Origin of the sequence: Aeromonas sp. (assembly GCF_050252055.1) — a bacterium.
Taxonomy (GTDB): Bacteria; Pseudomonadota; Gammaproteobacteria; order Enterobacterales; family Aeromonadaceae; genus Aeromonas; species Aeromonas caviae.
The window spans coordinates 107,840-128,418 of record NZ_JBFWLQ010000007.1; the positions used below are offsets into that span (position 1 = coordinate 107,840).

A 20,579-nucleotide genomic window follows, 5' to 3' on the forward strand; every position below is an offset into this window, starting at 1 on the left:
AACCCCGAGGATCCCCGATGAAGAAGTCTCTCTGCGCCTTCTGGTTATTGATTCTATTGCCTTTTGGTCTGGTGCAGGCGGCCGAGTTCAAGCTCACGGGCCGCACCACCTGGCAGCTTGGCCAGTTGATGGTCAACGGCATTCCCTTCGTGATCGATGAGCGCACCCGCTTCAAGGATGGCCTGGATGAGGACGATCTCGGCGGGACCTGGGTCGATCTGGAAGGGGTCGTGCAGGAGACGGCGGCAGGGGCGCGGCGGCTCGTTCGCGAGGTGGAGGCGCTGGAAGAGGAGGACGAGATGGAACTGGAAGGGCCGGTGGAAGGGGGGCGGATCTGGGGTTATGTCACCTCGGATGGGAGCCTCTCCCCGTTTGAGGGACGCTGGCTGGAGCTGGAGTGCAAGTTTGACGGCATGCGCCTGAGCCAGTGCCGGGAGGATGACTGACCGGTCAGGGCGGACCGGGAAAAATTGCCCGTCCGGGGCCATAGTTAAACCTCACCCCGTGACCCCGGACCGCCTGCCATGACCCGAACCGCACTCTGCCTGCTGCTGTTGCCCTTCTGCACCTTTGCCGACGACGCCGAGCTCTGGCTGGTGGAGCTGGAGCACAACGACGGGGTGCGCCTGCAATTCCAGGGGGCTGAGCTGGAGCTCGGCAGTGCCGAACTGCACGGCGTGGCGCAGCCGGACGGGCTCGTGCCCGGCATGCACCTCGCGATCCAGAGCCGCTACGGCGTCGCCGAGACGATCCGGGTGCTCGACGGGGCGCCGGATCCGGCGCTCGGGGCCAGTTGGCGGCGGGCGGAGGATCGACTGCTCACCCACAATCAGCAGGCATTGCTGCTACAGGAACTCGGCGTGCTGGTGTTTGATGCTGACACTCGCTGGATCAACGGCAGCGCCGCCGATCTGCAACCGGGTCGCCGCCTGGTGCTGAGCCGGGATGAAGAGGGCCGCCTCACCGATATCCTCATTCCCGACCCCGAGGATCCCCTCGACGCCGAAGAGTGAGACCTCTCTCCCTTTCCCCTTGTTAATGGCTTGTACTTTAAATTTCCCCACTTATACTGGCGTACATCTTGTCGGAGTGCTGACCGTCGAACGACGCTAAGCTGAGACCGTTAATTCGGGATCCGTGGAACCTGATCAGGTTAAGACCTGCGAAGGGAAACAAGGGTAACTTGCGGGTTACCGCGCCGGGGAAGGCACACCTTCCCGCCAGCTGGAGGCAGACCGCCTCTGGCTGGCACAGGCGCACAGGGGGAGGTTGTCCCGCCGGGCCGTCAGGCCTGCGGATCTGCCACACAGGGCAGAGGGACGGCAGAGCAGGGAAGATCCATGCCCGACTCACTCCCCCGAGCACACCCCGCCGCAAGTTCATCTTCTCCTCGAACTCCAGACAAGCAAACACCCATAACTTCAACCAGTTAATGTGAGTTTTGCTATGTCTACCAATGTTTCTGATACCACCAAATCCAGCCGCCGCGAGCAGCGCTCCAGCGCCCAGACCTTTATCGACAACCTCAAGGGGATGGCTCACCCCAACTCCCGCCGCATCTTTATCGAAGGCTCCCGCGCCGATATCCGGGTGCCCCTGCGGGAGATCCAGCTGGCCGACACCTTCGTCGGCGGCACCAAGGACGCTCCCCAGTTCGAGCCCAACGAGCCGGTGCCGGTTTACGATACCTCGGGCCCCTATGGGGAAGAGGCCGCCCCCATCGACGTGCGCCGCGGTCTGCCGCGCCTGCGCGAAGACTGGGTGCTGGAGCGTGCTGACACCGACGCGCTGGAGGGGCTGAGCTCCACCTTCACTCAGGAGCGGCTGGCGGACGAGGGGCTGGATCACCTGCGTTTCGAACATTTGCACTCTTCGCAACATAAGGCCCGCCGCGCCAAGCCGGGCCGCCGGGTCACCCAGCTGCACTATGCCCGCCAAGGCATCGTCACCCCCGAGATGGAATTTATCGCCATCCGCGAGAACATGGGCCGCGAGCGAGTGCGCTCCGAGCTCCTGCGCACCCAGCATCCGGGTCAGGGCTTTGGCGCCAGACTGCCCCAGAACATCACCCCCGAGTTCGTGCGCGATGAGGTGGCCGCCGGTCGCGCCATCATCCCCAGCAACATCAACCACCCGGAAGCGGAGCCCATGATCATCGGCCGCAACTTCCTGGTGAAGATCAACGCCAACATCGGCAACTCGGCGGTCACTTCCAGCATCGAAGAGGAAGTGGAGAAGCTGGTGTGGTCCACCCGCTGGGGCGCCGACACCGTGATGGATCTCTCCACCGGCCGCTACATCCACGAGACCCGCGAGTGGATCCTGCGCAACAGCCCGGTGCCCATCGGTACCGTGCCCATCTATCAGGCGCTGGAGAAGACCAACGGCATCGCCGAGGATCTCACCTGGGAGCTGTTCCGCGACACCCTGCTGGAGCAGGCCGAGCAGGGGGTGGACTACTTCACCATCCACGCAGGCGTCTTGCTGCGCTTCGTGCCCATGACCGCCAAGCGCCTCACCGGCATCGTTTCGCGCGGTGGCAGCATCATGGCCAAGTGGTGCCTGTCGCACCACAAGGAGAACTTCCTCTACGAGCACTTCCGCGAGATCTGCGAGATCTGCGCCGCCTACGACGTGAGCTTGTCGCTGGGTGACGGTCTGCGTCCGGGCTCCGTCTACGACGCCAACGACGAGGCCCAGTTCGCCGAGCTGCGCACCCTGGGCGAGCTCACCAAGATTGCCTGGGAATACGACGTGCAGGTGATGATCGAGGGCCCCGGCCACGTACCCATGCACATGATCGAGCGCAACATGACCGAGCAGCTCGAGCACTGCCACGAGGCGCCCTTCTACACCCTGGGCCCGCTCACCACCGACATTGCCCCGGGGTACGATCACTTCACCTCCGGCATCGGCGCCGCACTCATCGGCTGGTACGGCTGCGCCATGCTCTGCTACGTGACCCCCAAGGAACACCTGGGCCTGCCCAACAAGGAGGACGTGAAGCAGGGGCTCATTACCTACAAGATCGCCGCCCACGCGGCTGACCTTGCCAAGGGCCACCCGGGCGCCCAGATCCGCGACAACGCCATGTCCAAGGCGCGCTTCGAGTTCCGCTGGGAGGATCAGTTCAACCTGGCCCTGGATCCCGACACCGCCCGCGCCTACCACGACGAGACCCTGCCCCAGGAGTCCGGCAAGGTGGCCCACTTCTGCTCCATGTGCGGGCCCAAGTTCTGCTCCATGAAGATCACCCAGGACGTGCGCGATTATGCGGCGAAACTGGAAGCCGTGGAGATCAAGCTGGTCGGCATGGACGGTCAGCAGGAGCGGGTGGTGGCCGAGGTGGAGAGCGGCATGGCCCGCATGGCAGAAACCTTCAAGGAGACCGGCGGCGAGATCTACCATCAGGCGGCGACCCTGAAGCAGGCCGCAGGGGAGGAGGCGTGAGCAGCGAGCGCGGGGCTGTCAGCCCCGCCGACCTGTCGCCTGTGACGCAGGCCCGCCCCGTGGTCTGGACCATAGCCGGGTCCGACTCCGGCGGCGGGGCCGGCATTCAGGCCGACTTGCACACGATGCATGACCTCGGCGTGCACGGCTGCTCCGTCATCTCCGCCATCACGGCCCAGAACTCAGTGGCGGTGAAGATGGTCGACCCCGTGCTGATGCAGACCTTCGCCGCCCAGATCGATGCCCTGGGGCTGGATCTGCCACCCGCCGCCATCAAGATCGGCCTGCTGCCGACCCGGCTGCATGTGGAGGTGCTGGCACGCAGGTTGTCGACCGTCGAGGCTCCCTTCGTGGTCTACGACCCGGTGGCCATCGCCAGCACCGGCACCCCCATGGCGGAGCCCGGCATGCTGGTGGCGGTGCGCGAACAGCTGTTGCCACGTTTGTCGCTTATTACCCCCAACGGTCCCGAGCTGGAAGCCCTGACCGGCCTGCCCGCCACCAGTCCCGAGCTGGTGCGCCTCGCCGCCCGGCGGCTGCGCGAACTCGGCGCCCGCGCCGTGCTGGTCAAGGGGGGCCACCTTGAATGGGGCGGGGATCTCTGCCTCGACTACTACCAGGATGAGACCCGCGAATTCTGGCTCGCCGCGCCGCGCCTCGATACCCGCCACGGTCACGGCACCGGTTGCGCTTACGCCAGCGCCATCGCCGCCGTGGTGGCGCAGGACTATCCGGTGGAGGACGCCATCACCCTGGCGCGCGCCTACCTGCAACAGGGCTTGGCGGCGGCGCAAGGGGTGGGGGCAGGCCCGGGGCCCATCGCCCATCTCGGCTGGCCTGCCGATCTTGCCCACTTCCCCCGTGCCGTGCTGGCGGGCTCACCGCTCGATCGCCGCTTTGGATTGTATGAAGCGAGCAGCGCCCGTCTGCCGCAGGGCCCCTTTGCGCCGACCGAACACAACCTCGGCCTCTATCCGGTGGTGGACTCGGTCAAGTGGCTCAAACGCCTGCTGGGGGCCGGGGTCAAGACCATCCAGCTGCGGATCAAGAATCTGCCCGCCACAGAGGTGGCGCCGGCCATTCGTGATGCGGTAGCGCTCGGTCGCCGCCATGGAGCGCGGCTCTTTATCAACGACTACTGGCAGCAAGCCATCGAGGCGGGCGCCTGGGGCGTGCATCTGGGGCAGGAGGATATGGAGACCGCCGATCTCGCCGCCATTCAGGCGGCGGGGCTGCGTCTTGGCATCTCCACCCACGGCTACTTCGAGCTGATGCGGGCCCGCGAGCTTGCCCCCTCCTATATCGCGCTGGGCCATATCTTCCCGACCAACACCAAGGCGATGCCTTCGCGCCCGCAGGGGCTGGTGCGGCTGCACCACTACCGCGCCCTGATGGCGCAGTGGCCCACGGTGGCCATCGGTGGCATCAGCGAGGAGCGGGTGGCGGCGGTCAAGGCAAGCGGGGTCGGCAGCATTGCGCTGGTCTCGGCCATCACGGCGAGCGATGACTGGCTGGGCGCGACCGAACGGCTGCTCGCGGCCGTGGGGGCAGGGGATGAGCCACGCTCGGCCTGCGTGATACGGGAGGCAGAACATGCGCTCTGATGCCGCTTCTCTTAGTGACAAAGAGTATCTGCGATACGGCCGCCAGCTGATGCTGGCGGAAGTGGGGGAAGCCGGTCAGGCGCGGCTCAAGGATAAGTCCGTGCTGATCGTCGGTCTCGGCGGGCTCGGCTCGCCGCTCGCCCTCTATCTGGCCGGCGCCGGGGTGGGCACCTTGTGGCTCGCCGATGGCGACACGGTGGACTCCAGCAACCTGCCGCGCCAGATCCTGTTCGATAGCGAGGCGGTCAACCACTCCAAGGCGGAGCTGGCCCGTGAGCGGTTGGCCGCCCACAACCCGCTGGTGGAGCTGATTGCCATCAATCAGCGACTCGATGCCGCCAGCCTGCCGGAGTTTGTGGCCGAGGTGGATCTGGTGATCGACTGCTGCGACAACCTCGCCACCCGCCAGGCCATCAACGCCGCCTGCGTGGCCCAGGGCAAGCCCTGGGTCTGTGCCGCCGCAGTGGGCTGGCAGGGGCAGCTGATGGCGCGCACCAGCAGCGATCACGCCTGCTACGCCTGCCTCTATCCGCTGGATACCAAGGTGAGTCAGAGCTGTGAGACCAGCGGCGTCACCGGCCCGCTGGTGGGGGTGATGGGCTCTTTGCAGGCGCTGGAGGCACTGAAACTGTTGCTCGGGATGCCGAGCCCGGTGGCGGGCACATTGCGCCGGTTCGATGCGTTGACCCATCAGTGGCAGACCCTCACGCTGGCTCCCGATCCCGATTGCCCGGTTTGCGGCAGCACCCACCCGGCTCAGGAGAATTAACCATGAAGATCCGATTGAACGATATCGAGCTGACGCTGCCCACCGGCCAGCGCCTGACTGAGCTGCTGGCGGTGCAGGAGATTCCCCCTCAGGGGGTAGCGGTGGCCCTTAACGGCGCCGTGCTGCCCCGTAGCCGCTGGGCCGAGACCCGTCTCAATGACGGGGACGAACTCCACCTCTTCACCGCCATTGCCGGAGGCTGACCCATGATGCTCGCAGTCCCGTCTTCGAGCGTTCTGCCTTGCGGCGGAACTTCATCTCTTCTTACCACTGTGGCGGGAGGCTGACATGCTGACAATTGCCGATCACACCTTCTCATCGCGTCTCTTTACCGGCACCGGCAAGTTTGCCCGACCGGAACTGATGGCCGCCGCCATCGAGGCGAGCGGCTCCCAACTGGTCACCATGGCCATCAAGCGGCTCGAACCGGGCAAGGCCCACGACGATATCCTCACGCCCCTTCGGCAACTCGGGGTCAAGCTGCTGCCCAACACCTCCGGCGCCAAGACCGCCGCCGAGGCGGTGTTTGCCGCCCATCTCGCCCGCGAGGCGCTGGGGACGAACTGGCTGAAGCTGGAGATTCACCCCGATCCTCGTTACCTCTTGCCCGACCCCATCGAGACGCTGAAAGCCGCCGAGCAGCTGGTGAAAGAGGGTTTTGTGGTGCTGCCTTACTGCGGCGCCGACCCCGTGCTTTGCAAGCGGCTGGAAGAGGTGGGCTGCGCCGCCGTGATGCCGCTGGGCGCCCCCATCGGCTCCAATCAGGGGCTGGTGACCCGGGAGTTTCTCTCCATCATCGTCGAGCAGGCCAATGTGCCCGTGGTGGTGGATGCGGGCATAGGTGCGCCGAGCCACGCCGCCGCCGCCTTTGAGCTGGGTGCCGACGCCGTGCTGGTCAACACTGCCATCGCGGTGAGCGGCGACCCGGTCGCCATGGGCCGCGCCTTTGCGCTGGCCTGCACCGCCGGTCGCAGCGCCTATGAGGCGGGCCTCGGCGCCCGCGCCCTGCAGGCGCAAGCCTCCAGCCCGCTTACCGATTTTCTGGGGGCGTTATGAGTCAGCATGCCAATGACCCCACCCCGACCCTCCCCTTGCCAGGGGAGGGAGTGTCGACTTCGCCCTCTTGTGAAGTAGGAGATCGGGGGGGCGGATTAACACCTCCCCCTTGTGAAGGGGGAGGCCGGGAGGGGGTTGAGAGAAAGTCGGAGAGTTTTCTCGATAGATGGCAGGAGCTGGAGTGGGACGATATCGGCATGCAGATCCGCGCCAAGACCGCCGCCGATGTAGAGCGGGCGCTGACTACCTCCCGCCGCACCCTGGCCGACTTTATGGCGCTGATCTCCCCGGCCGCCGAGGCGTATTTGCCGCAGATGGCAGCCGAGGCCGAGCGGCTGACCCGCCAGCGCTTTGGCAACACCATCGGCTTCTATGTGCCCCTCTATCTGTCGAACCTGTGCGCCAACGACTGCACCTACTGCGGCTTCTCCATGAGCAACCGCCTCAAGCGCAAGACTTTGAATAGCGAGGAGATAGAGCGCGAGTGTCTGGCCATCAAGGCGCGCGGTTTTGACAGCGTGCTGCTGGTGACCGGCGAGCACGAGCACAAGGTGGGGCTCGCCTATTTTCGGCAGGTGTTGCCCATCATCCGCCGTCACTTCAGCACGGTGGGGATGGAGGTGCAGCCCCTCTCTCAGGACGAATACGCCGAGCTGAAAACCCTCGGCCTCGATTCGGTCATGGTCTATCAGGAGACCTACCACGCCCCCACCTATGCCCGCCATCACCTGCGCGGCAACAAGCGGGACATCGCATGGCGCCTCGCCACGCCGGATCGGCTGGGCCGCGCCGGTATCGACAAGATCGGGCTGGGGGCGCTCATCGGTCTCTCTGCGGACTGGCGTGCCGACAGCTACTTCGTCGCCGAGCACCTCGCCTGGCTTGAACGCCACCACTGGCAGAGCCGCTACTCGCTCTCCTTCCCGCGCCTGCGCCCCTGCACCGGGGGGTTGGAGCCGGAGGTTGTGATGTCGGATCGCCAGCTGGCCCAGCTTATCTGCGCCTGGCGCCTCTTCTCGCCGACCCTGGACTTGTCCCTCTCCACCCGAGAGTCAGCCACCTTTCGCAACGGCGCGGTGCGCCTTGGCATCACCCAGATGTCGGCCGAGTCGCGCACCCAGCCGGGTGGCTATGCCGAGGGGGATAAAGAGGAGCTGGAGCAGTTCGCCATCCACGACGACCGCCCGGTGGGGGAAGTGGCGGCTGCCGTGCGACAGGCGGGGTTGCAGCCGGTGTTCAAGGACTGGGAACCGTTTTTAGGCCGATAGGGGCGGCTAGGCCCCTTTGCTGGTGGCATCCCGGCATGGTTGGGCGGTGTTCGGCCACACACCTTGCTGGTGGCGACGCTTTGGCTCCCTCCCCTGCGAAGGGGAGGGTTGGGGAGGGGTCTTGATGCGATATTTCATTGCCATCGTAGGGTCGATTAGCCGTCAGGCGTAATCGTCCGCTTTGTGGTGTGTGTGATGGATGGCTCGGCTGTGCCGTGCAGGATGCGAGGCCGCTGGCCTCGAAGGGTTTCGCCCGCCCTTCGGGCTTGGGCGAGTAACTTTTCTTTGCGTGGCCAAAGAAAAGTCACCAATCGAGCGGCCACCCCCGCCAATCCGACCGCTACGCGGTTGCCCTCGAGTCAGGAGCAAGGTCGGACGGACCGCCGCAGACGGCACTTTGGCCTTCGCCATCCATGGCTTCGGCCAAAGTCCGCTTCGAACATCCCTGTTCTCGCGCCAAATCGGGTCGAGCTGCGCTCACCCTTTTCCGATTTGGCCCATGGCCCGGCGCGGCTCGCTCGACATCCTGTCTCGCGGCCTGGACAAGCGGGCTCGCCTCTGCGAATAAGAGGGGGCACCAAAACAGTGCCCACCATAACCTCAGGGAGTGGTCGTAGGGTGCCAGAGGCGGAGCGCATTGCACCACCAACAAACAGACTATGATGGAATCTGAATCCTCTATTTCTAGTAGTTGATAATCTCACGTAGGTATTTCATGAAAGGCACTTTGTCAAAGTCAGCATGCTCTCTATTTGGTTGAAGGATATTTTTCCAGTAGAGATTTGCGTTTAGTGGCTTGCCCTGTGCTTGTTCTTTATATCTTAATACTTCCGGAATCTTTTCATCTTGGTGAGCCGGTTCAAATGTCGTGTGATGAACTCTCATTAGACCACTTATTCCATAATGTTTATCAACAACAAACTGTTCGCTTATTGCTTTTTGTATGTGAGTTGAGAAATAAGGGTTCTGCTCTTTATCATGGCCGGTGATTGCTCTGCCATCGGTATCACACACAATATGATATTTTATTTTAAATCTAGAGAATATTTTTTGGTAAAATGGGATGTTATTAACTGTGCCACAGTTTAAGATAAATAAATCTTTGCCTGAATCATATTCCTGAAGGAATGCTCGAGCAATAATTTCCTCTGTGGGCCCCTCAATTAACAAAACTTCATCAGCATAGAAAGATTCGCAAATATAAGGATTAAATCGAAGAATTTCATTCATCTCTTGTTTTAATTCTTCATTTGTACTAATCCCCTTTGCTTCTTTTAAAAATGAGTCATTTATCTGATGAGTAAGGGTTCCGGTGTTAGACTTTGTAAGCCTAATAATGGATGATTTTGGTTGTGATATATCAATCATCGATGGTGAGTGTGATGCGCACAAGACTTGATATGGGAGGTCATCAATACTTACTTTATATATCAAATCTCGCAATTCTTTTATGATTTTAGGGTAAAGGAACAGCTCCGGCTCTTCAAATAAAACCATGTAATCCTTTCTACCTGGCTGGCGTTCAAATTTCTCTGCAACATCTTTCATTAGTAGAAGAGTAAAAATTGCAGTCCGGATCGTTCCATGCCCTACTGTGTCAGAAGATGAGGGAATAGATATATCTGGTTTGCCTTCTTGGTCAGTCTTGAAAAAATCAATGCTAAAATCTTTGCCTAGTTTATTTTCACTCCATACTAAGCGATCCTTTGATTCTTTGAAGATTAGTGTAGTGTCTGAGAATATCTGAGAGAAATATGAATTAACAGAATCTTGATAGCTTTTAATTACTTCTGGGTTATACATTTTGTCTTGTAGTTCTTGAATCTTTGCTTTGGCCTCGTGTAATGCAATAAGGTCTTCAGATTTCAAGGTATTTTCCGCCATGCTTTTTAGAATGACGTTTAATATTTCCTTAGCCTCATCTTCTGTCGGCATTGCTTTTATAAAAATGGGCTTCGGCATACAAGACTGGAATACAGTATGCAATCCGATACTGGCATACCCCACATCCTCATACTTTTTATCTATATAGTTATACGTCTGATTTTTTTCTTTTATTGCACCTTTGCCATCAGATAACCATGTTTTCTTGATTTTTATCTTATCCTCGAAGAGATATTTCTTATACGATTCCTTTTGTTTTGCTGCTGTGGTTTCTATACGGTCCTTATCAAGTTGTTGTAAAGAGACCTCGATTTCGAATTCAATGTTGTTTTTTATTTCACATTTATAAAAATCATTTTTAGATGGTTTTTCGTTTTGATAGAAAAACTGATATGCCTTTAAGAAAGTAGACTTTCCAACATTATTCTGACCATATATAAATAAGGTGTTGGTATTTTCAAACGTTATTTTGTTACTTTCCAAACCACCTGATATCCCTCTGAAATTATTTACAGAAAAGAAATTTATTTTCATTCTTTATCTCCATAATATTGGCGATTTTAATAAGTGCCTATTAATAGTGAATTGCTGAATGACATGTGTCATGGAATTTGTATATTGATAACACTTAATAAATACACATTTTTGAATGTGCTTTCTAGACGTTTTGTTTAGCATTTTAAATGTTTGGCAAGATGATGCTTTAATATATATTTTGAGTTGCACCAAAGTTTTGGGAACTATTTAAAATGCTAAAGAAGAATGTATCTTTTAAAAATTAACATTATTGACACAATGGACGTTAATTTTTGTTAGTGTACCTTTGGCTAGGTTTTATCTGAAGCTGAGGTTGCTGATAATGTGAGCTGTATCAGCTTTGATATACAGGCAGAGTCTTTGGGTTTTCTTCCTCAGTATTACCACGGTTGAATTCTATAAACTCCCCTTGTCCAACTCGTCCATTTCCCCGCCGCCGATCAAGTTCAAATTCCGGCTGATCCGCTCCACCGGCCAGTCCCACCAGGCGAGGGCGCCCAAACGGGCGATGGTGTCGTCGTCAAAGCGATAGCGGATCACCCTGGCGGGGTTGCCGCCGACCACGGCGTAGTCGGGCACATCGCCGGTGACCACGGAGCGGGCGGCGATGATGGCGCCGTTGCCGACTTGGACCCCTGGCATGATCAGGGCGTCATAGCCTATCCAGACATCGTTGCCGATGACGGTATCCCCCTTGTAGGGGAGGCTGCCAGGGGCCGGGGCGGCGCTCTCCCAGCCGTTGCCGAAGATAAAGAAGGGGTAGGTGGAGAAGCCGGAGGTCTGGTGGTTGGCGCCGTTCATGATGAACTTGACCCTGCGGGCGATGGCGCAGAACTTGCCGATGATGAGCTTGTCGCCGATGAAGGGGAAGTGGTAGAGGACGTTGCGCTCGAAGCCCGCCGCATCCTCCGGGTCGTCGTAATAGGTGTAGTCACCCACCTCGATATTGGGTCCCTTGATGGTGTTCTTGATAAAGCACACCTGGGGGAAGCCGTTCATGGGGTGGGGGTTGGCGGGATCGGGTCCGTGCATGGGGGCTCCTCTGGGGTCTGGGCTCTGGCTACCCTAACGGAATCGGGTGGAGCCTTGCCACCCTTTTGTGCCCTCCGCTTCGCCAGTCTCTGTCGCCCCCTGCCCATGTGCGCATCGACCCGGGGCGGGTTTGTCTCTAGCATGGAGGGGCGGCGGAGTCTGGCTCCGTCAAAATGGATGATGGACGAAGTGCGCCTTGCACACTTCTGGCGGAGAGAAAAGATGAAGCTGCGTTCCTTGTTGATGGTGGGTGCCCTGCTGCTGGGCGGGTGTGCGGTCAATCCCTATGGGGGGACGCCTGCGCCGGTCGGCGAGCCGGACAAGCCGGTGACCAAACCAGAGAAACCCGTGGCCGAGCCTGACAAGGCCGAGCCGGTGCCTGCTCCCAAACCCGTGGCACCGACGGGGCTGGCGGTCGCCCTGGCCGATGACTTCCTGAAGGCCGCCGATGTGCAGGCACTGGCGGGCAGCAGCCCGGTACTGCTGCTGATGGCGCCCCAGAACGGCACAGGTGAGCCCTTCAGCACCCAGCCCCTGGCGGTGGCCATGATCCAGCGCATTCAGGCCAATAGCGGCTTTCGTTTCGCAGACCCGGGCCAGGTGGCGGCCATCACGGGTCAGCTCGAATACCAGCAGGGGGGCATGAACCCCGCCTCCCTGGTGCGTCTGGGTCGCCAGACCGGGGCGGGTTACATGCTCTACGGGGATCTCCTCTCTGAAGGGGGCCGCTACCGGCTCGCCATGAGCCTGATGGATCTCAAGAGCGGCGAACTGCTCTGGAACGCCAGTCGATCCGCTGCCCGCTGATGTCGGCTCGCCGGATCCCGCTTGACCGGGATCCGGCCCTGCCCCCCTTGTCCGGGGGCGGGAATACCCCTGTGGCGCCCCTGACGTCACAGGGGTTGGCATGTCGCACTGCCTGAAGGCAAAAAAACCTTCCTGACTGTCTGACAACCCTGGTTCTGACAGCATCCCCGATTGCTGCCATTCACTTTGCCGGAGGCTTGTCCGGTGAACACGTCACCGACCGCATCCTTCCCGCCCGGCAGGCAGCTTTCTGCCCCTGTGCGATACTCCATGAGTCTTGTATAACAGGAGTACAGGGACCCACTCCCACGGATAGCAAGGAGCTCGGATGGCGCTCTCAGTGGCACAACTCTACGAAGTGATGGCCCAGTTGCCGGATCCCGTTTTCATCCTCAGCGAAGATGGCTACTACATCGAGTACATCGGCGGGATGGAGCTGCAGTCCTACCAGAACGGCAACCCGCTGATCGGCAGACAACTGCTGGACGTGCTGCCCGAGGACAAGGCGCAGTGGGTGATGGCGCAGGTGGCTCAGGCCCTCGCCAGCGGCCAGGTGCAGGTGGTGGAGTATGACCTCTCCCCCGCCGAGGTGGACGGCATCGACGCCGACGCCGGGCCCCAGGGAATGCAGCGTTTCGAGGGCAAGATAGCGCCCTTGCCCTCTTTATATGAGGGGAAGCGGGCGGTGGCCTGGATGACCCGCAGCATCACCCGCCAGCACGAGCTGCAACAGCGGCTCAAGCGGCTCGGGGAGACGGATCAGCTCACCGGCCTCTACAACCGCCACTTCTTCTTCGACCAGTATCACCACAGGGTGCAGGGGCAGCATCTCACCGGCCTCATCATGCTGGATCTCGATCACTTCAAGCAGATCAACGATCGCTTCGGCCACCAGACCGGTGACAAGGTCCTGTGCCGGGTCTGCGAGTGCGTCTCCGCCCAGTTGCGGGGGGAGGATCTCTTCGTGCGCAGCGGTGGCGAGGAGTTTCTGATCCTGCTGCCGCAGATCGACGAGGGGATATTGCTGAAGGTGGCGGAGCGGATCCGCGCCGCAGTGGCGGCCATGGCGCCGGATCCCGCCCCGGTGACCGTGAGCCTGGGCACCACCCTGATCCGGCCGGGAGAGGATCTTGGCACCGTGCTGGCCCGGGCGGACGAGTGGCTCTATCGGGCCAAGCGGGGCGGGCGCAACCGGGTGGCCCACGATGGGGCGCCCTGAGGGGCGCAGTGAACAGGAAAGAGGGCGACCCGGGGTCGCCCTCTTTCATTTGGCCGGGCCAGATCAGCCGAACAGGGTCGAGATATTCTGCCCCGCCATCAGCAGGCCGATGGCCAGGGCGCTGAACCAGACCAGGGTAGCGGCGACCAGGGCATAGCCGAGGGCGACGAAGAGCCCGTCCCGCTGCAACATGCCGATGGCCAGCAGCAGGATGGCCCAGGCGGGCATGGCGTTGGTGAAGGGAATGGCGCCCAGCGGCAGCATCAGCAGCAGAGCGGCCAGCATGATGAGCAGGCCGTTGCAGCGGTTGATGGTCACGCTGCCGGTCAGGATGAGCAGGCGCGGGCGGATGAAGCGGTCGATGCGGGCCAGCAGATCCGCCCCCTTGTGCAGGGTCGGCTTGAGGTGCTCGGCGGCGAAGCGGCGCTCCATCAGGAAGGCGGGCAGCCAGGGCACCCGGTTGAGGGTGATGCCGATGCCGATGAAGAGGATCAGCAGGCCAAAGGGGGTGCTGACGCCGGGAATGGAGACCGGCAGCAGGAAGGGAACGGTGAGCAGCACGCAAAACAGCAGCATGCCCTGTTCGCCCACCAGGGCCAGCATCTGGCGCAGGCTGATGTGGCTCTCCTCGATGGCGTGGGCGGTGGCCCTCAGGGTATCGGAGAGCGTGCTTTGGGGGTCGTTGAGTTGCGCGGCAACCATTCCTGAGATCCTCGTCTGTTGATGCCACCGCTGTGGCGCCGCCAGCTTACGGGGGCGAGGTTAATCCCGGATGAATAACCCCGGGGAGCACAGATTTTTCCACCGGAAGCGGGGCAATGGGGCTGGTACAGCCCCCGTCCAGTGTGGGAGACGGGCGCTCTGATATGCTTTGCGCAGGTCTTTTCACCAAAGGATGAGCACATGAGAGGAGCGATGGGGATGGTGCCGGGGCTGCTGCTGCCCCTGGCGGGCTGGGCAGCCGAGCCCCCGGCGACGGGCTGGCAGCTGACTCCCTTTGCGGGATACAGCTCGGCCATCGACTTTCGGGCCATGGACGAGCCGGCCCCCACGCCGCACGGGAGCGACATCGACACCCTGCAAGGGGAGCGCTCCGGCAGTTGGGGGCTCTTCATCAGCAGGGAGGTGGATGACCCCGGCATGGTGGAGCTGCTCTACAGCCACCAGTCGACCCGGGTGTCCCCCGAACTGCCCGACAGGCTGACGGTGGACACCCTGCAGTTTGCCGGGGCCCTGACTCTCTCGGACAACCTGATGGCCCCCTATATCGGTGCCGGGATAGGGGTCACCCGCTTCGATGCCTACGACAGCGAGACGGCCCCTTCCATGTCCCTGGCCCTCGGGGTGCAGCCGCGCCTGACCGAACATCTGGCTGTGCGGGCCGAGGTGCGCGGTTATGGTGCCCTGGTCAACGACGACAGCCAGTTTCTCTGCAACCCCGAGATCTGCGCCTTTCGGGTGAGGGGGGAGCTGATCACCCAGTGGCAGGCCAATATCGGCTTGACCCTGAGGTTCTGAGCCTCATGATGGAACTCCTTTGACCAGACAAGGCGATACGACTCCGTGCCATCCCTGCCCCGTGAACTGCCCGTACTGCTGACCCCAAGGGGGCGACTGCGCCCCTTCGATGGGCGGGATGCTGCCGATCTCTTCGCCATCTACGGGGATCCCCTGGGGATGCGCTTCGTCGGGGAGCCGCCGTTTCCCTCCCTTGCCACCGTGTCGCAGATGCTGGCTAGCGTCGAGCGGTTGCTGGCTGGCGGCGAGTCGCTGGAGTGGGGGCTGGTGTTACGCGGCAGCGGCCGCCTGGTGGGCACCTGCGGCTTGCACAGCTTTGCGGCCGGCGCCAGCCTGCGCCAGGCGGAGGTGGGCTGCATGCTGGCCCGCAGCCACTGGGGACAAGGTCTGATGGGGGAGGCGCTGAGCGCCCTGATCGCCTATGCCCGCCAGCTTGGCATCATCACCCTGCTTGCGGATATCGAACCGGACAATCTGCCCAGCCAGCGGCTATTTGAGCGGCTGGGCTTCATCTGGCAGCAGGATACCAGCTACCGGTTACTGCTGGGCGAGGGGATCACACCAGACCGCGCGTGACGCGGCTGAGGGGCTCGTTGACGTCGAACACCTTGTACTGCACCGCGCTGGCGCCCATGGCGAGCACCCGCTGCTCGTGCATGGTGGCGTAGGCGAGGGCGCTCCCCTCATCCTCGAACAGATAGATGCCGCCCGCCTCGCCGGTGCGCGGGTTCTCGGTCCAGATCTTGGAGATGAAGCCCGGCTCCCGGGTGATGGAGTCGGCCAGCGGCATGGCCGCAGCAGTGAGGGCCGGTCCCATCATCTCGGCGGGGAAGTTGAAATGGATCTGCAGCAGGCTGGGCATCATAAACCTCTCGTGGGTGTTGATTGACGGAATCCGCATCATAGGAAGCCGGCATCTTGGCTGCAAGAAGGCACATTTTCGTGGCATAGTTACCGCAAAGTAACCACTCACGAGCCATACCGTGTCCTCACTGCCCTGTCCCGCCTATCAGGTATTGCGCCTGCTGACCGGCAAATGGAAGCCGGCCATTCTGTTTCATCTGCGCGAACAGACCCTGCGCTTTGGTGACCTGCGCCGCTGCCTGCCCGAGGTGAGCCAGAAGGTGCTCACCGCCCAGCTCAAGGAGCTGGAGAGCGACGGTGTCATCATCCGCACCCTCTACCCCGACGTACCGCCCAGGGTGGAGTACAGCCTGAGCCCCCTTGGCGTCGCCCTGATCCCCCTGCTTCAACAGATGCACGATTTTGCGCTGAACCACGGCGACCTGCTGGCTGGTCAGGGTCCTGTTTCTAGCGAGCCCGCAGCAACCAGCGGCTGAGGGCGGTGGCCGCCAGCAGTCGGTAGCCGAGCAGAGTGAGCGCCAGCAGCGCGGGTACCTTGAGGAGTTCCCACCACACCTGCTTGCCCTGGGGGCCGAAGATCATCAGCCACACCACCAGCATCATGTGCAGACAGTAGAGGCCGAGCACCTTGGAGGCCTGGCGCTCCAGCCAGCTGCCTTTGCCCCATGCGGGGTTGGCCAGCAGCAGGCCGAACAGCCCCAGCGCCCAGGGGAGCGAACCCAGCAGGAAATCATGACGAGCGAGGGGGACGGCGGCAACGCGCAGCAGACCTGCGGCCTCCAGGGCATAAAGCCCCATCCCCGCCATCATCATCAGGGCGCAGCGCCTGGCGTCTGGCTGCCAGGCACGCAGGCGCAGCTCGGCGCCAAGCGCCACGAACAGCAAGGAGAAGAAGGGACCATTGCGGGTCAGCAGGGCCCACTCGCCCCCCGGCAGCAGCGGGCCATAGGAGCCACCGATCAGGGCCAGGGCGTAGAGCAGGGCCCCCAGCAGCAGGGCCAGCCTTGGCAGGCGGGCCTGCTGGCAGAGCCCCAGGATCAGCACCGCCACCATCAGGGCGGGCAGGAACCAGAGGTGGATCATGCCGCCCACCCACCAGACGTTGAGATGATCCCCGAGCTGCATCTGCCACTGGCCTGCCATGGCGGGCAGGTAGCCCTCGCTCACCGCCGCGAGCGGGTTGAAGGGTATCAGCACGTAGAGCAGGCTCCACGCCAGCCAGAGTCCCAGCAGGGGTCGGCAGTAGCGCAGTGCGATGGTCAGCGGGTGGCCCGCGGCGAGGGCGGGTTGCAAGAAGTAACCGGCGCACAGGAAGAACAGCGGCACCGCGAAGCGGCAGAGCTGGTTGATGACGGCCCCGACCAGAGGGTAGGGCGTGCCGTCCCACAGGGCGGGGTCGAAGGGGTTGCTGAAGGGGGAGAGATGGATGGTCATCACGGCCAGGATGGCCACCACTCGCCCGCATTCGATGCTGGAGATGCGCATGATTCCTCGCGGCGTTCGGGAGCTGGGCGCACCCTATCAGCCGCAGGTGCTCCCTATCCAGCCGCCTGGTCGCCAACTGTGACCCCCATCGGCGGCCGGTTACCCTTTGTTACCCGAGGTGCGGGCAAGGTTACCGCCGCCGGGAGCGGGATCCCGTTTTGGTGTCGGTAAAAGAGCTAGAGCAGGGCCACCAGCACGGTGACCAGGGCGCCCAGCAGCAGCAGGGTGATGCCGTGACTGGCGGGGCCGTGCAGCTTGTTCCACATCAGCAGGCTGGTGAGGGCCAGCAGCAGCATGGCCAGGGCCGCCAGATCGCCCACCAGTTGCCAGGGCAGGCCGGTGCCCATGCCACGGTGCAGCCGGTTGAGGCTGGCAGCGAAGTTGGCCTGCTGCAGCTCGGTGCGCACCAGCAGAGTGCCTTCCACATAGCTGGCGGCCACGCTCTGGCTGAGGGTGACACCGCGCAGCTCCCAGCGGGCCGGCAGGGTGAGGGCGCCGGATGGTGTGGGCAGGGTCTGGGGCGGGGTGATCTGGGGTCTCCCCTCCTCGAACATGTCTGCATAACGCTGTTGCAGCAGGGCTTTCAATTCATCCGGGCTGGCCAGCGGCGTGCTCAGTACTATCTCTTCACTCGATTTGGCGGTGTGGGGACCGGGCAGGGGCAGCACGGCCCTGTGTTGCAGCCAGAGGCCGGTGAGGCCGTAGAGCAGCATCAGGGTGAGGGTGGCAAAGCCGGCCCAGGCGTGGATGCGGCGCACCCACTTGTTGTTGTGCAGGGGGAGTTTTCTGCGTGTCATCGTTCGGTGCTTCATAACAATCTGGCCAGCGAACGCTGGCCAGAGGGGTCGGTAAACAGGGAGGATCAGAAGCGGTAGGCGGCGGTCAGGTGCAGCTGACGGGGCGTGCCCGGCATGATCTGGGCCGCGCTGGTGGCGCTGACGAAGTAGTCGTGATCGGTCAGGTTCTCCACGCTCAGCTGGGCTTCCCACTGGGGCCAGCGGTAGCCGGCACGGGCGTCGAAGCGGGCGTAACCGGGCAAGGTGGTGGTGTTGGCGTTGTCGGCGAAGCGATCCCCCACCGCCGTCACCCCGGTCTCGCCGAACCAGCCCTGCTTGCCGCTCTGGTAGCCGGCGAACAGCTGGCCGTTCTGGCGGGAGACGTTCATCGGCCGCTTGCCTTGCAGGTCCGCGTCTGCCTTGACCTGCTCGGCATCCTGGATGGCGACGCCGCCGCGCAGATAGATCTCGTCGGTCAGCTGGGCACGGGCGCTCAGCTCGATGCCGTCGGTGCGCTGCAGACCGGTGAGGATCACCTTAGTGGGATCCAGCGGATCCTTGCTGCGCTTGTTGTACATCTCCAGCCGGTAGAGGGAGAGGGTGGTGGCGAGGCGGCCGTTCAGCCAGTCGCTCTTCACGCCCCCTTCATAGAGCCGGGTGTGCTGGGGATCCAGGTTGTTGTTCTTGTCCCCCGGGGTGATGCCGATAAGCTCACCGCCCACCGGGGTGAAGGTCTTGCTGTAGGAGGTGTAGAAGGCATGCTCCTCGATGGGGTTCCACACCAGCCCCAGGCGTGGACTCAGGCTGGTGACCGAGAGGGTCTCTTCCTTGTCGAGGTCGTTGCGGCGGCTGGTGACGGTGAAGTCGTCGCGGCGCAGGCCTGCCAGCAGGTGCCAGTCGCCCAGGCTGAGCTGATCCTGCACATAGAGGCCGACACCGCGCACCCTGTGATGGGCGTCGCTGGAGAGTTTCATGGCGCCGTCGTAGGTGGGCAGGGAGCCCGGATCATAGAGGTTGCCTGCCGGGATCGGGCTGGCGTTCTGGTAGAGCTTGGGGGTGCGATCCTGCCAGCCCTGCTCCAGGCCCACCAGCAGACGATGGGCGATGGGACCGGTTTGCAGCTGGCCTTCCGCCTCGGTGTTGCTGGTGAGGCTGCTGGCCTTGAGATCCTGCTGCCAGCGGGCGCGGGTCACCTTGTCACCCTTGACGCTGGTGACATAGGTATTGTCGAACTGGCTGTCGAGGGTGGTGTAGCCGAGCTGCTGGCGCAGTTGCCACTGATCGTTGATGTCCCAGGTAAAGCGGGAGCGGGTGGACTGGGCCACATCGTCGATGAAGTCGCGGCGGGTGTCGCTGTAGACGCTCTCGATGGGGACATCCGCCGGGCGACCATCGACGCCGGGAATGCCGCGATCCGGGGTGCGATCGTGCTCGTTGCGCTCGTATTGCACCAGCCAGTTCAGGGTGTCGGTGATCTCCCAGTTGACGGAGGGGGCCAGCAGGGTGCGCTTGCTGGTCACGTCGTCGCGAAAGCTCTCCTTGTCCTCCTGGGCCAGGTTCAGGCGCACCTGTACCCGCTCTCCTGCCTCGCCGTTGAGATCGGCTGCGAAGCGTCGGCTGTCGAAGCTGCCGACCTGGGCGCTGACGCTGGAGGCCTGCCCCTTCTGGGGAACCTTGCTGACCCGGTTGACGATGCCGCCCGTGCTGCCACGGCCGTAGAGCACGGCGGCGGGGCCCTTGAGCACTTCGACCCGTTCGATGTTGCCAAGGTCGCGGGTGTATTGCATGTCGTCGCGCAGGCCGTCGAGGTAGAAGTCATTGCTGGCGCTGAAACCGCGGATGGTGACGCCGTCAAAGCGGGTGTCGCCGCTGGCGTTGACGCCGGGGATGCCGGTCAGGGCTTCACTCAGGGTGGGCTGGCCGAAGGCGGTCAGCTCGCTTGCCTTGACGCTCTCGATGCTCTGGGGCACCAGCTTGGCCGGGGTGGCGGTACGGGTCGCGGTGGCGACCTCTTCATGTTGGCTGCGTTTGCCGACCACGGTCAGAGTTTCGTCTTCGGCACGGGGGCTGGTGCAAACCGCCAGCAAGGCGACGCCCAGCAAGGCGCGCGGGGGGTTGGAATGGTTCATCTGGGTGTGACTCTTTGTCGACCAATCGGCCTGAACTTGTTGATTTATTTGTAATTATTGATTTCTCTCATCGCGAGAGGTTGCTAATGATATTGATTTTCATTTGCCTTGCAAGGAGAAGATGCAAGAAAAAGAGATCATTGGCGGGCAGGCACTGAGGGGGCTGGAACCTCGGGGAAAA

At 62.1% G+C, this 20,579-nt stretch carries 20 protein-coding genes and 1 riboswitch; of the genes, 13 read left to right on the plus strand and 7 right to left on the minus strand.

Going from position 1 to position 20,579, the window contains the following annotated elements; translation table 11 throughout:
* Nucleotides 1-17 precede the first annotated feature (17 nt).
* The 8 genes from AB7E19_RS13885 (at nucleotide 18) to thiH (ending at nucleotide 8,147) form a co-directional block, all read left to right on the plus strand.
* The gene (locus tag AB7E19_RS13885) at nucleotides 18-446 is read left to right on the plus strand and encodes a hypothetical protein (RefSeq protein ID WP_029313554.1); all 429 of its coding nucleotides are present in this window, start codon (nucleotides 18-20) and stop codon (nucleotides 444-446) included.
* A 78-nt stretch (nucleotides 447-524) separates the two neighbouring features.
* Nucleotides 525-1,013 (plus strand): hypothetical protein, encoded by a 489-nt coding sequence (locus AB7E19_RS13890; protein ID WP_103244130.1) that lies wholly within the window; start codon nucleotides 525-527, stop codon nucleotides 1,011-1,013.
* Between the two features lie 62 nt (nucleotides 1,014-1,075).
* A riboswitch (TPP riboswitch) is annotated at nucleotides 1,076-1,189 on the plus strand.
* Nucleotides 1,190-1,446: 257 nt separating this feature from the next.
* The gene (thiC, locus tag AB7E19_RS13895; protein ID WP_427935640.1) at nucleotides 1,447-3,450 is read left to right on the plus strand and encodes a phosphomethylpyrimidine synthase ThiC; all 2,004 of its coding nucleotides are present in this window, start codon (nucleotides 1,447-1,449) and stop codon (nucleotides 3,448-3,450) included.
* A complete protein-coding gene (gene thiE, locus AB7E19_RS13900; RefSeq protein ID WP_427935642.1) occupies nucleotides 3,447-5,054 on the plus strand; it encodes a thiamine phosphate synthase in 1,608 nt (535 codons plus the stop codon). The genes thiC and thiE overlap by 4 nt, the downstream gene beginning before the upstream one ends.
* Nucleotides 5,044-5,823 (plus strand): HesA/MoeB/ThiF family protein, encoded by a 780-nt coding sequence (locus AB7E19_RS13905; protein ID WP_207137679.1) that lies wholly within the window; start codon nucleotides 5,044-5,046, stop codon nucleotides 5,821-5,823. The genes thiE and AB7E19_RS13905 overlap by 11 nt, the downstream gene beginning before the upstream one ends.
* 2 nt (nucleotides 5,824-5,825) lie before the next feature.
* Complete coding sequence (thiS, locus tag AB7E19_RS13910) at nucleotides 5,826-6,026, plus strand: sulfur carrier protein ThiS (RefSeq protein WP_041212233.1); 201 nt, start codon at nucleotides 5,826-5,828, stop codon at nucleotides 6,024-6,026.
* An 85-nt stretch (nucleotides 6,027-6,111) separates the two neighbouring features.
* On the plus strand, nucleotides 6,112-6,879 hold the full coding sequence (locus AB7E19_RS13915; protein ID WP_323888600.1) for a thiazole synthase: 768 nt from the start codon (nucleotides 6,112-6,114) through the stop codon (nucleotides 6,877-6,879).
* Nucleotides 6,876-8,147 carry a 2-iminoacetate synthase ThiH gene (gene thiH, locus AB7E19_RS13920; protein WP_427935645.1) on the plus strand — a complete coding sequence of 424 codons (1,272 nt, stop codon included), beginning with the start codon at nucleotides 6,876-6,878 and terminating at the stop codon, nucleotides 8,145-8,147. Before AB7E19_RS13915 ends, thiH begins: the two co-directional genes overlap by 4 nt.
* A gap of 684 nt (nucleotides 8,148-8,831) precedes the next feature.
* Here thiH and AB7E19_RS13925 read toward each other — a convergent pair.
* Nucleotides 8,832-10,565, minus strand: a complete 1,734-nt coding sequence (locus tag AB7E19_RS13925; protein ID WP_427935648.1) for an ATP-dependent nuclease — start codon at nucleotides 10,563-10,565, stop codon at nucleotides 8,832-8,834.
* A gap of 399 nt (nucleotides 10,566-10,964) precedes the next feature.
* Nucleotides 10,965-11,600 (minus strand): Vat family streptogramin A O-acetyltransferase, encoded by a 636-nt coding sequence (locus tag AB7E19_RS13930; protein WP_427935649.1) that lies wholly within the window; start codon nucleotides 11,598-11,600, stop codon nucleotides 10,965-10,967.
* A 222-nt stretch (nucleotides 11,601-11,822) separates the two neighbouring features.
* Between AB7E19_RS13930 and AB7E19_RS13935 the strand changes: the two genes are divergently transcribed.
* Both AB7E19_RS13935 and AB7E19_RS13940 read left to right on the plus strand, forming a co-directional pair.
* A complete protein-coding gene (locus tag AB7E19_RS13935) occupies nucleotides 11,823-12,407 on the plus strand; it encodes a hypothetical protein (RefSeq protein WP_010672673.1) in 585 nt (194 codons plus the stop codon).
* 328 nt (nucleotides 12,408-12,735) lie between these two features.
* Nucleotides 12,736-13,626, plus strand: a complete 891-nt coding sequence (locus tag AB7E19_RS13940) for a sensor domain-containing diguanylate cyclase (RefSeq protein WP_161653050.1) — start codon at nucleotides 12,736-12,738, stop codon at nucleotides 13,624-13,626.
* 63 nt (nucleotides 13,627-13,689) lie between these two features.
* On the opposite strand, the gene AB7E19_RS13945 is transcribed toward AB7E19_RS13940, so the two are convergent.
* Entirely contained in the window at nucleotides 13,690-14,328 is a 639-nt protein-coding gene (locus tag AB7E19_RS13945) for an exopolysaccharide biosynthesis protein (RefSeq protein ID WP_010672675.1), read from the minus strand.
* Between the two features lie 201 nt (nucleotides 14,329-14,529).
* Between AB7E19_RS13945 and AB7E19_RS13950 the strand changes: the two genes are divergently transcribed.
* Both AB7E19_RS13950 and AB7E19_RS13955 read left to right on the plus strand, forming a co-directional pair.
* The gene (locus tag AB7E19_RS13950) at nucleotides 14,530-15,144 is read left to right on the plus strand and encodes an outer membrane beta-barrel protein (protein ID WP_042864545.1); all 615 of its coding nucleotides are present in this window, start codon (nucleotides 14,530-14,532) and stop codon (nucleotides 15,142-15,144) included.
* Nucleotides 15,145-15,189: 45 nt separating this feature from the next.
* Nucleotides 15,190-15,720 (plus strand): GNAT family N-acetyltransferase, encoded by a 531-nt coding sequence (locus AB7E19_RS13955; RefSeq protein ID WP_427935652.1) that lies wholly within the window; start codon nucleotides 15,190-15,192, stop codon nucleotides 15,718-15,720.
* Here the strand turns inward: AB7E19_RS13955 and AB7E19_RS13960 are convergent.
* A complete protein-coding gene (locus tag AB7E19_RS13960; RefSeq protein WP_039040460.1) occupies nucleotides 15,701-16,006 on the minus strand; it encodes a monooxygenase in 306 nt (101 codons plus the stop codon). The two genes, AB7E19_RS13955 and AB7E19_RS13960, sit on opposite strands and share 20 nt — an antisense overlap.
* Before the next feature lie 121 nt (nucleotides 16,007-16,127).
* Here AB7E19_RS13960 and AB7E19_RS13965 point away from each other — a divergent pair, with 121 nt between their 5' ends.
* Complete coding sequence (locus AB7E19_RS13965; protein WP_124814449.1) at nucleotides 16,128-16,484, plus strand: winged helix-turn-helix transcriptional regulator; 357 nt, start codon at nucleotides 16,128-16,130, stop codon at nucleotides 16,482-16,484.
* On the opposite strand, the gene AB7E19_RS13970 is transcribed toward AB7E19_RS13965, so the two are convergent.
* The 3 genes from AB7E19_RS13970 to AB7E19_RS13980 all read right to left on the minus strand — a co-directional run bounded on the left by AB7E19_RS13970 (nucleotide 16,456) and on the right by AB7E19_RS13980 (nucleotide 20,398).
* Nucleotides 16,456-17,493, minus strand: a complete 1,038-nt coding sequence (locus AB7E19_RS13970; RefSeq protein ID WP_322131330.1) for an acyltransferase — start codon at nucleotides 17,491-17,493, stop codon at nucleotides 16,456-16,458. The two genes, AB7E19_RS13965 and AB7E19_RS13970, sit on opposite strands and share 29 nt — an antisense overlap.
* 176 nt (nucleotides 17,494-17,669) lie before the next feature.
* Nucleotides 17,670-18,290, minus strand: coding sequence for a PepSY-associated TM helix domain-containing protein (locus AB7E19_RS13975; protein ID WP_322131329.1), 621 nt, complete (start codon nucleotides 18,288-18,290; stop codon nucleotides 17,670-17,672).
* Nucleotides 18,291-18,355: 65 nt separating this feature from the next.
* Complete coding sequence (locus tag AB7E19_RS13980; protein WP_161469866.1) at nucleotides 18,356-20,398, minus strand: TonB-dependent receptor; 2,043 nt, start codon at nucleotides 20,396-20,398, stop codon at nucleotides 18,356-18,358.
* Nucleotides 20,399-20,579: the final 181 nt, after the last annotated feature.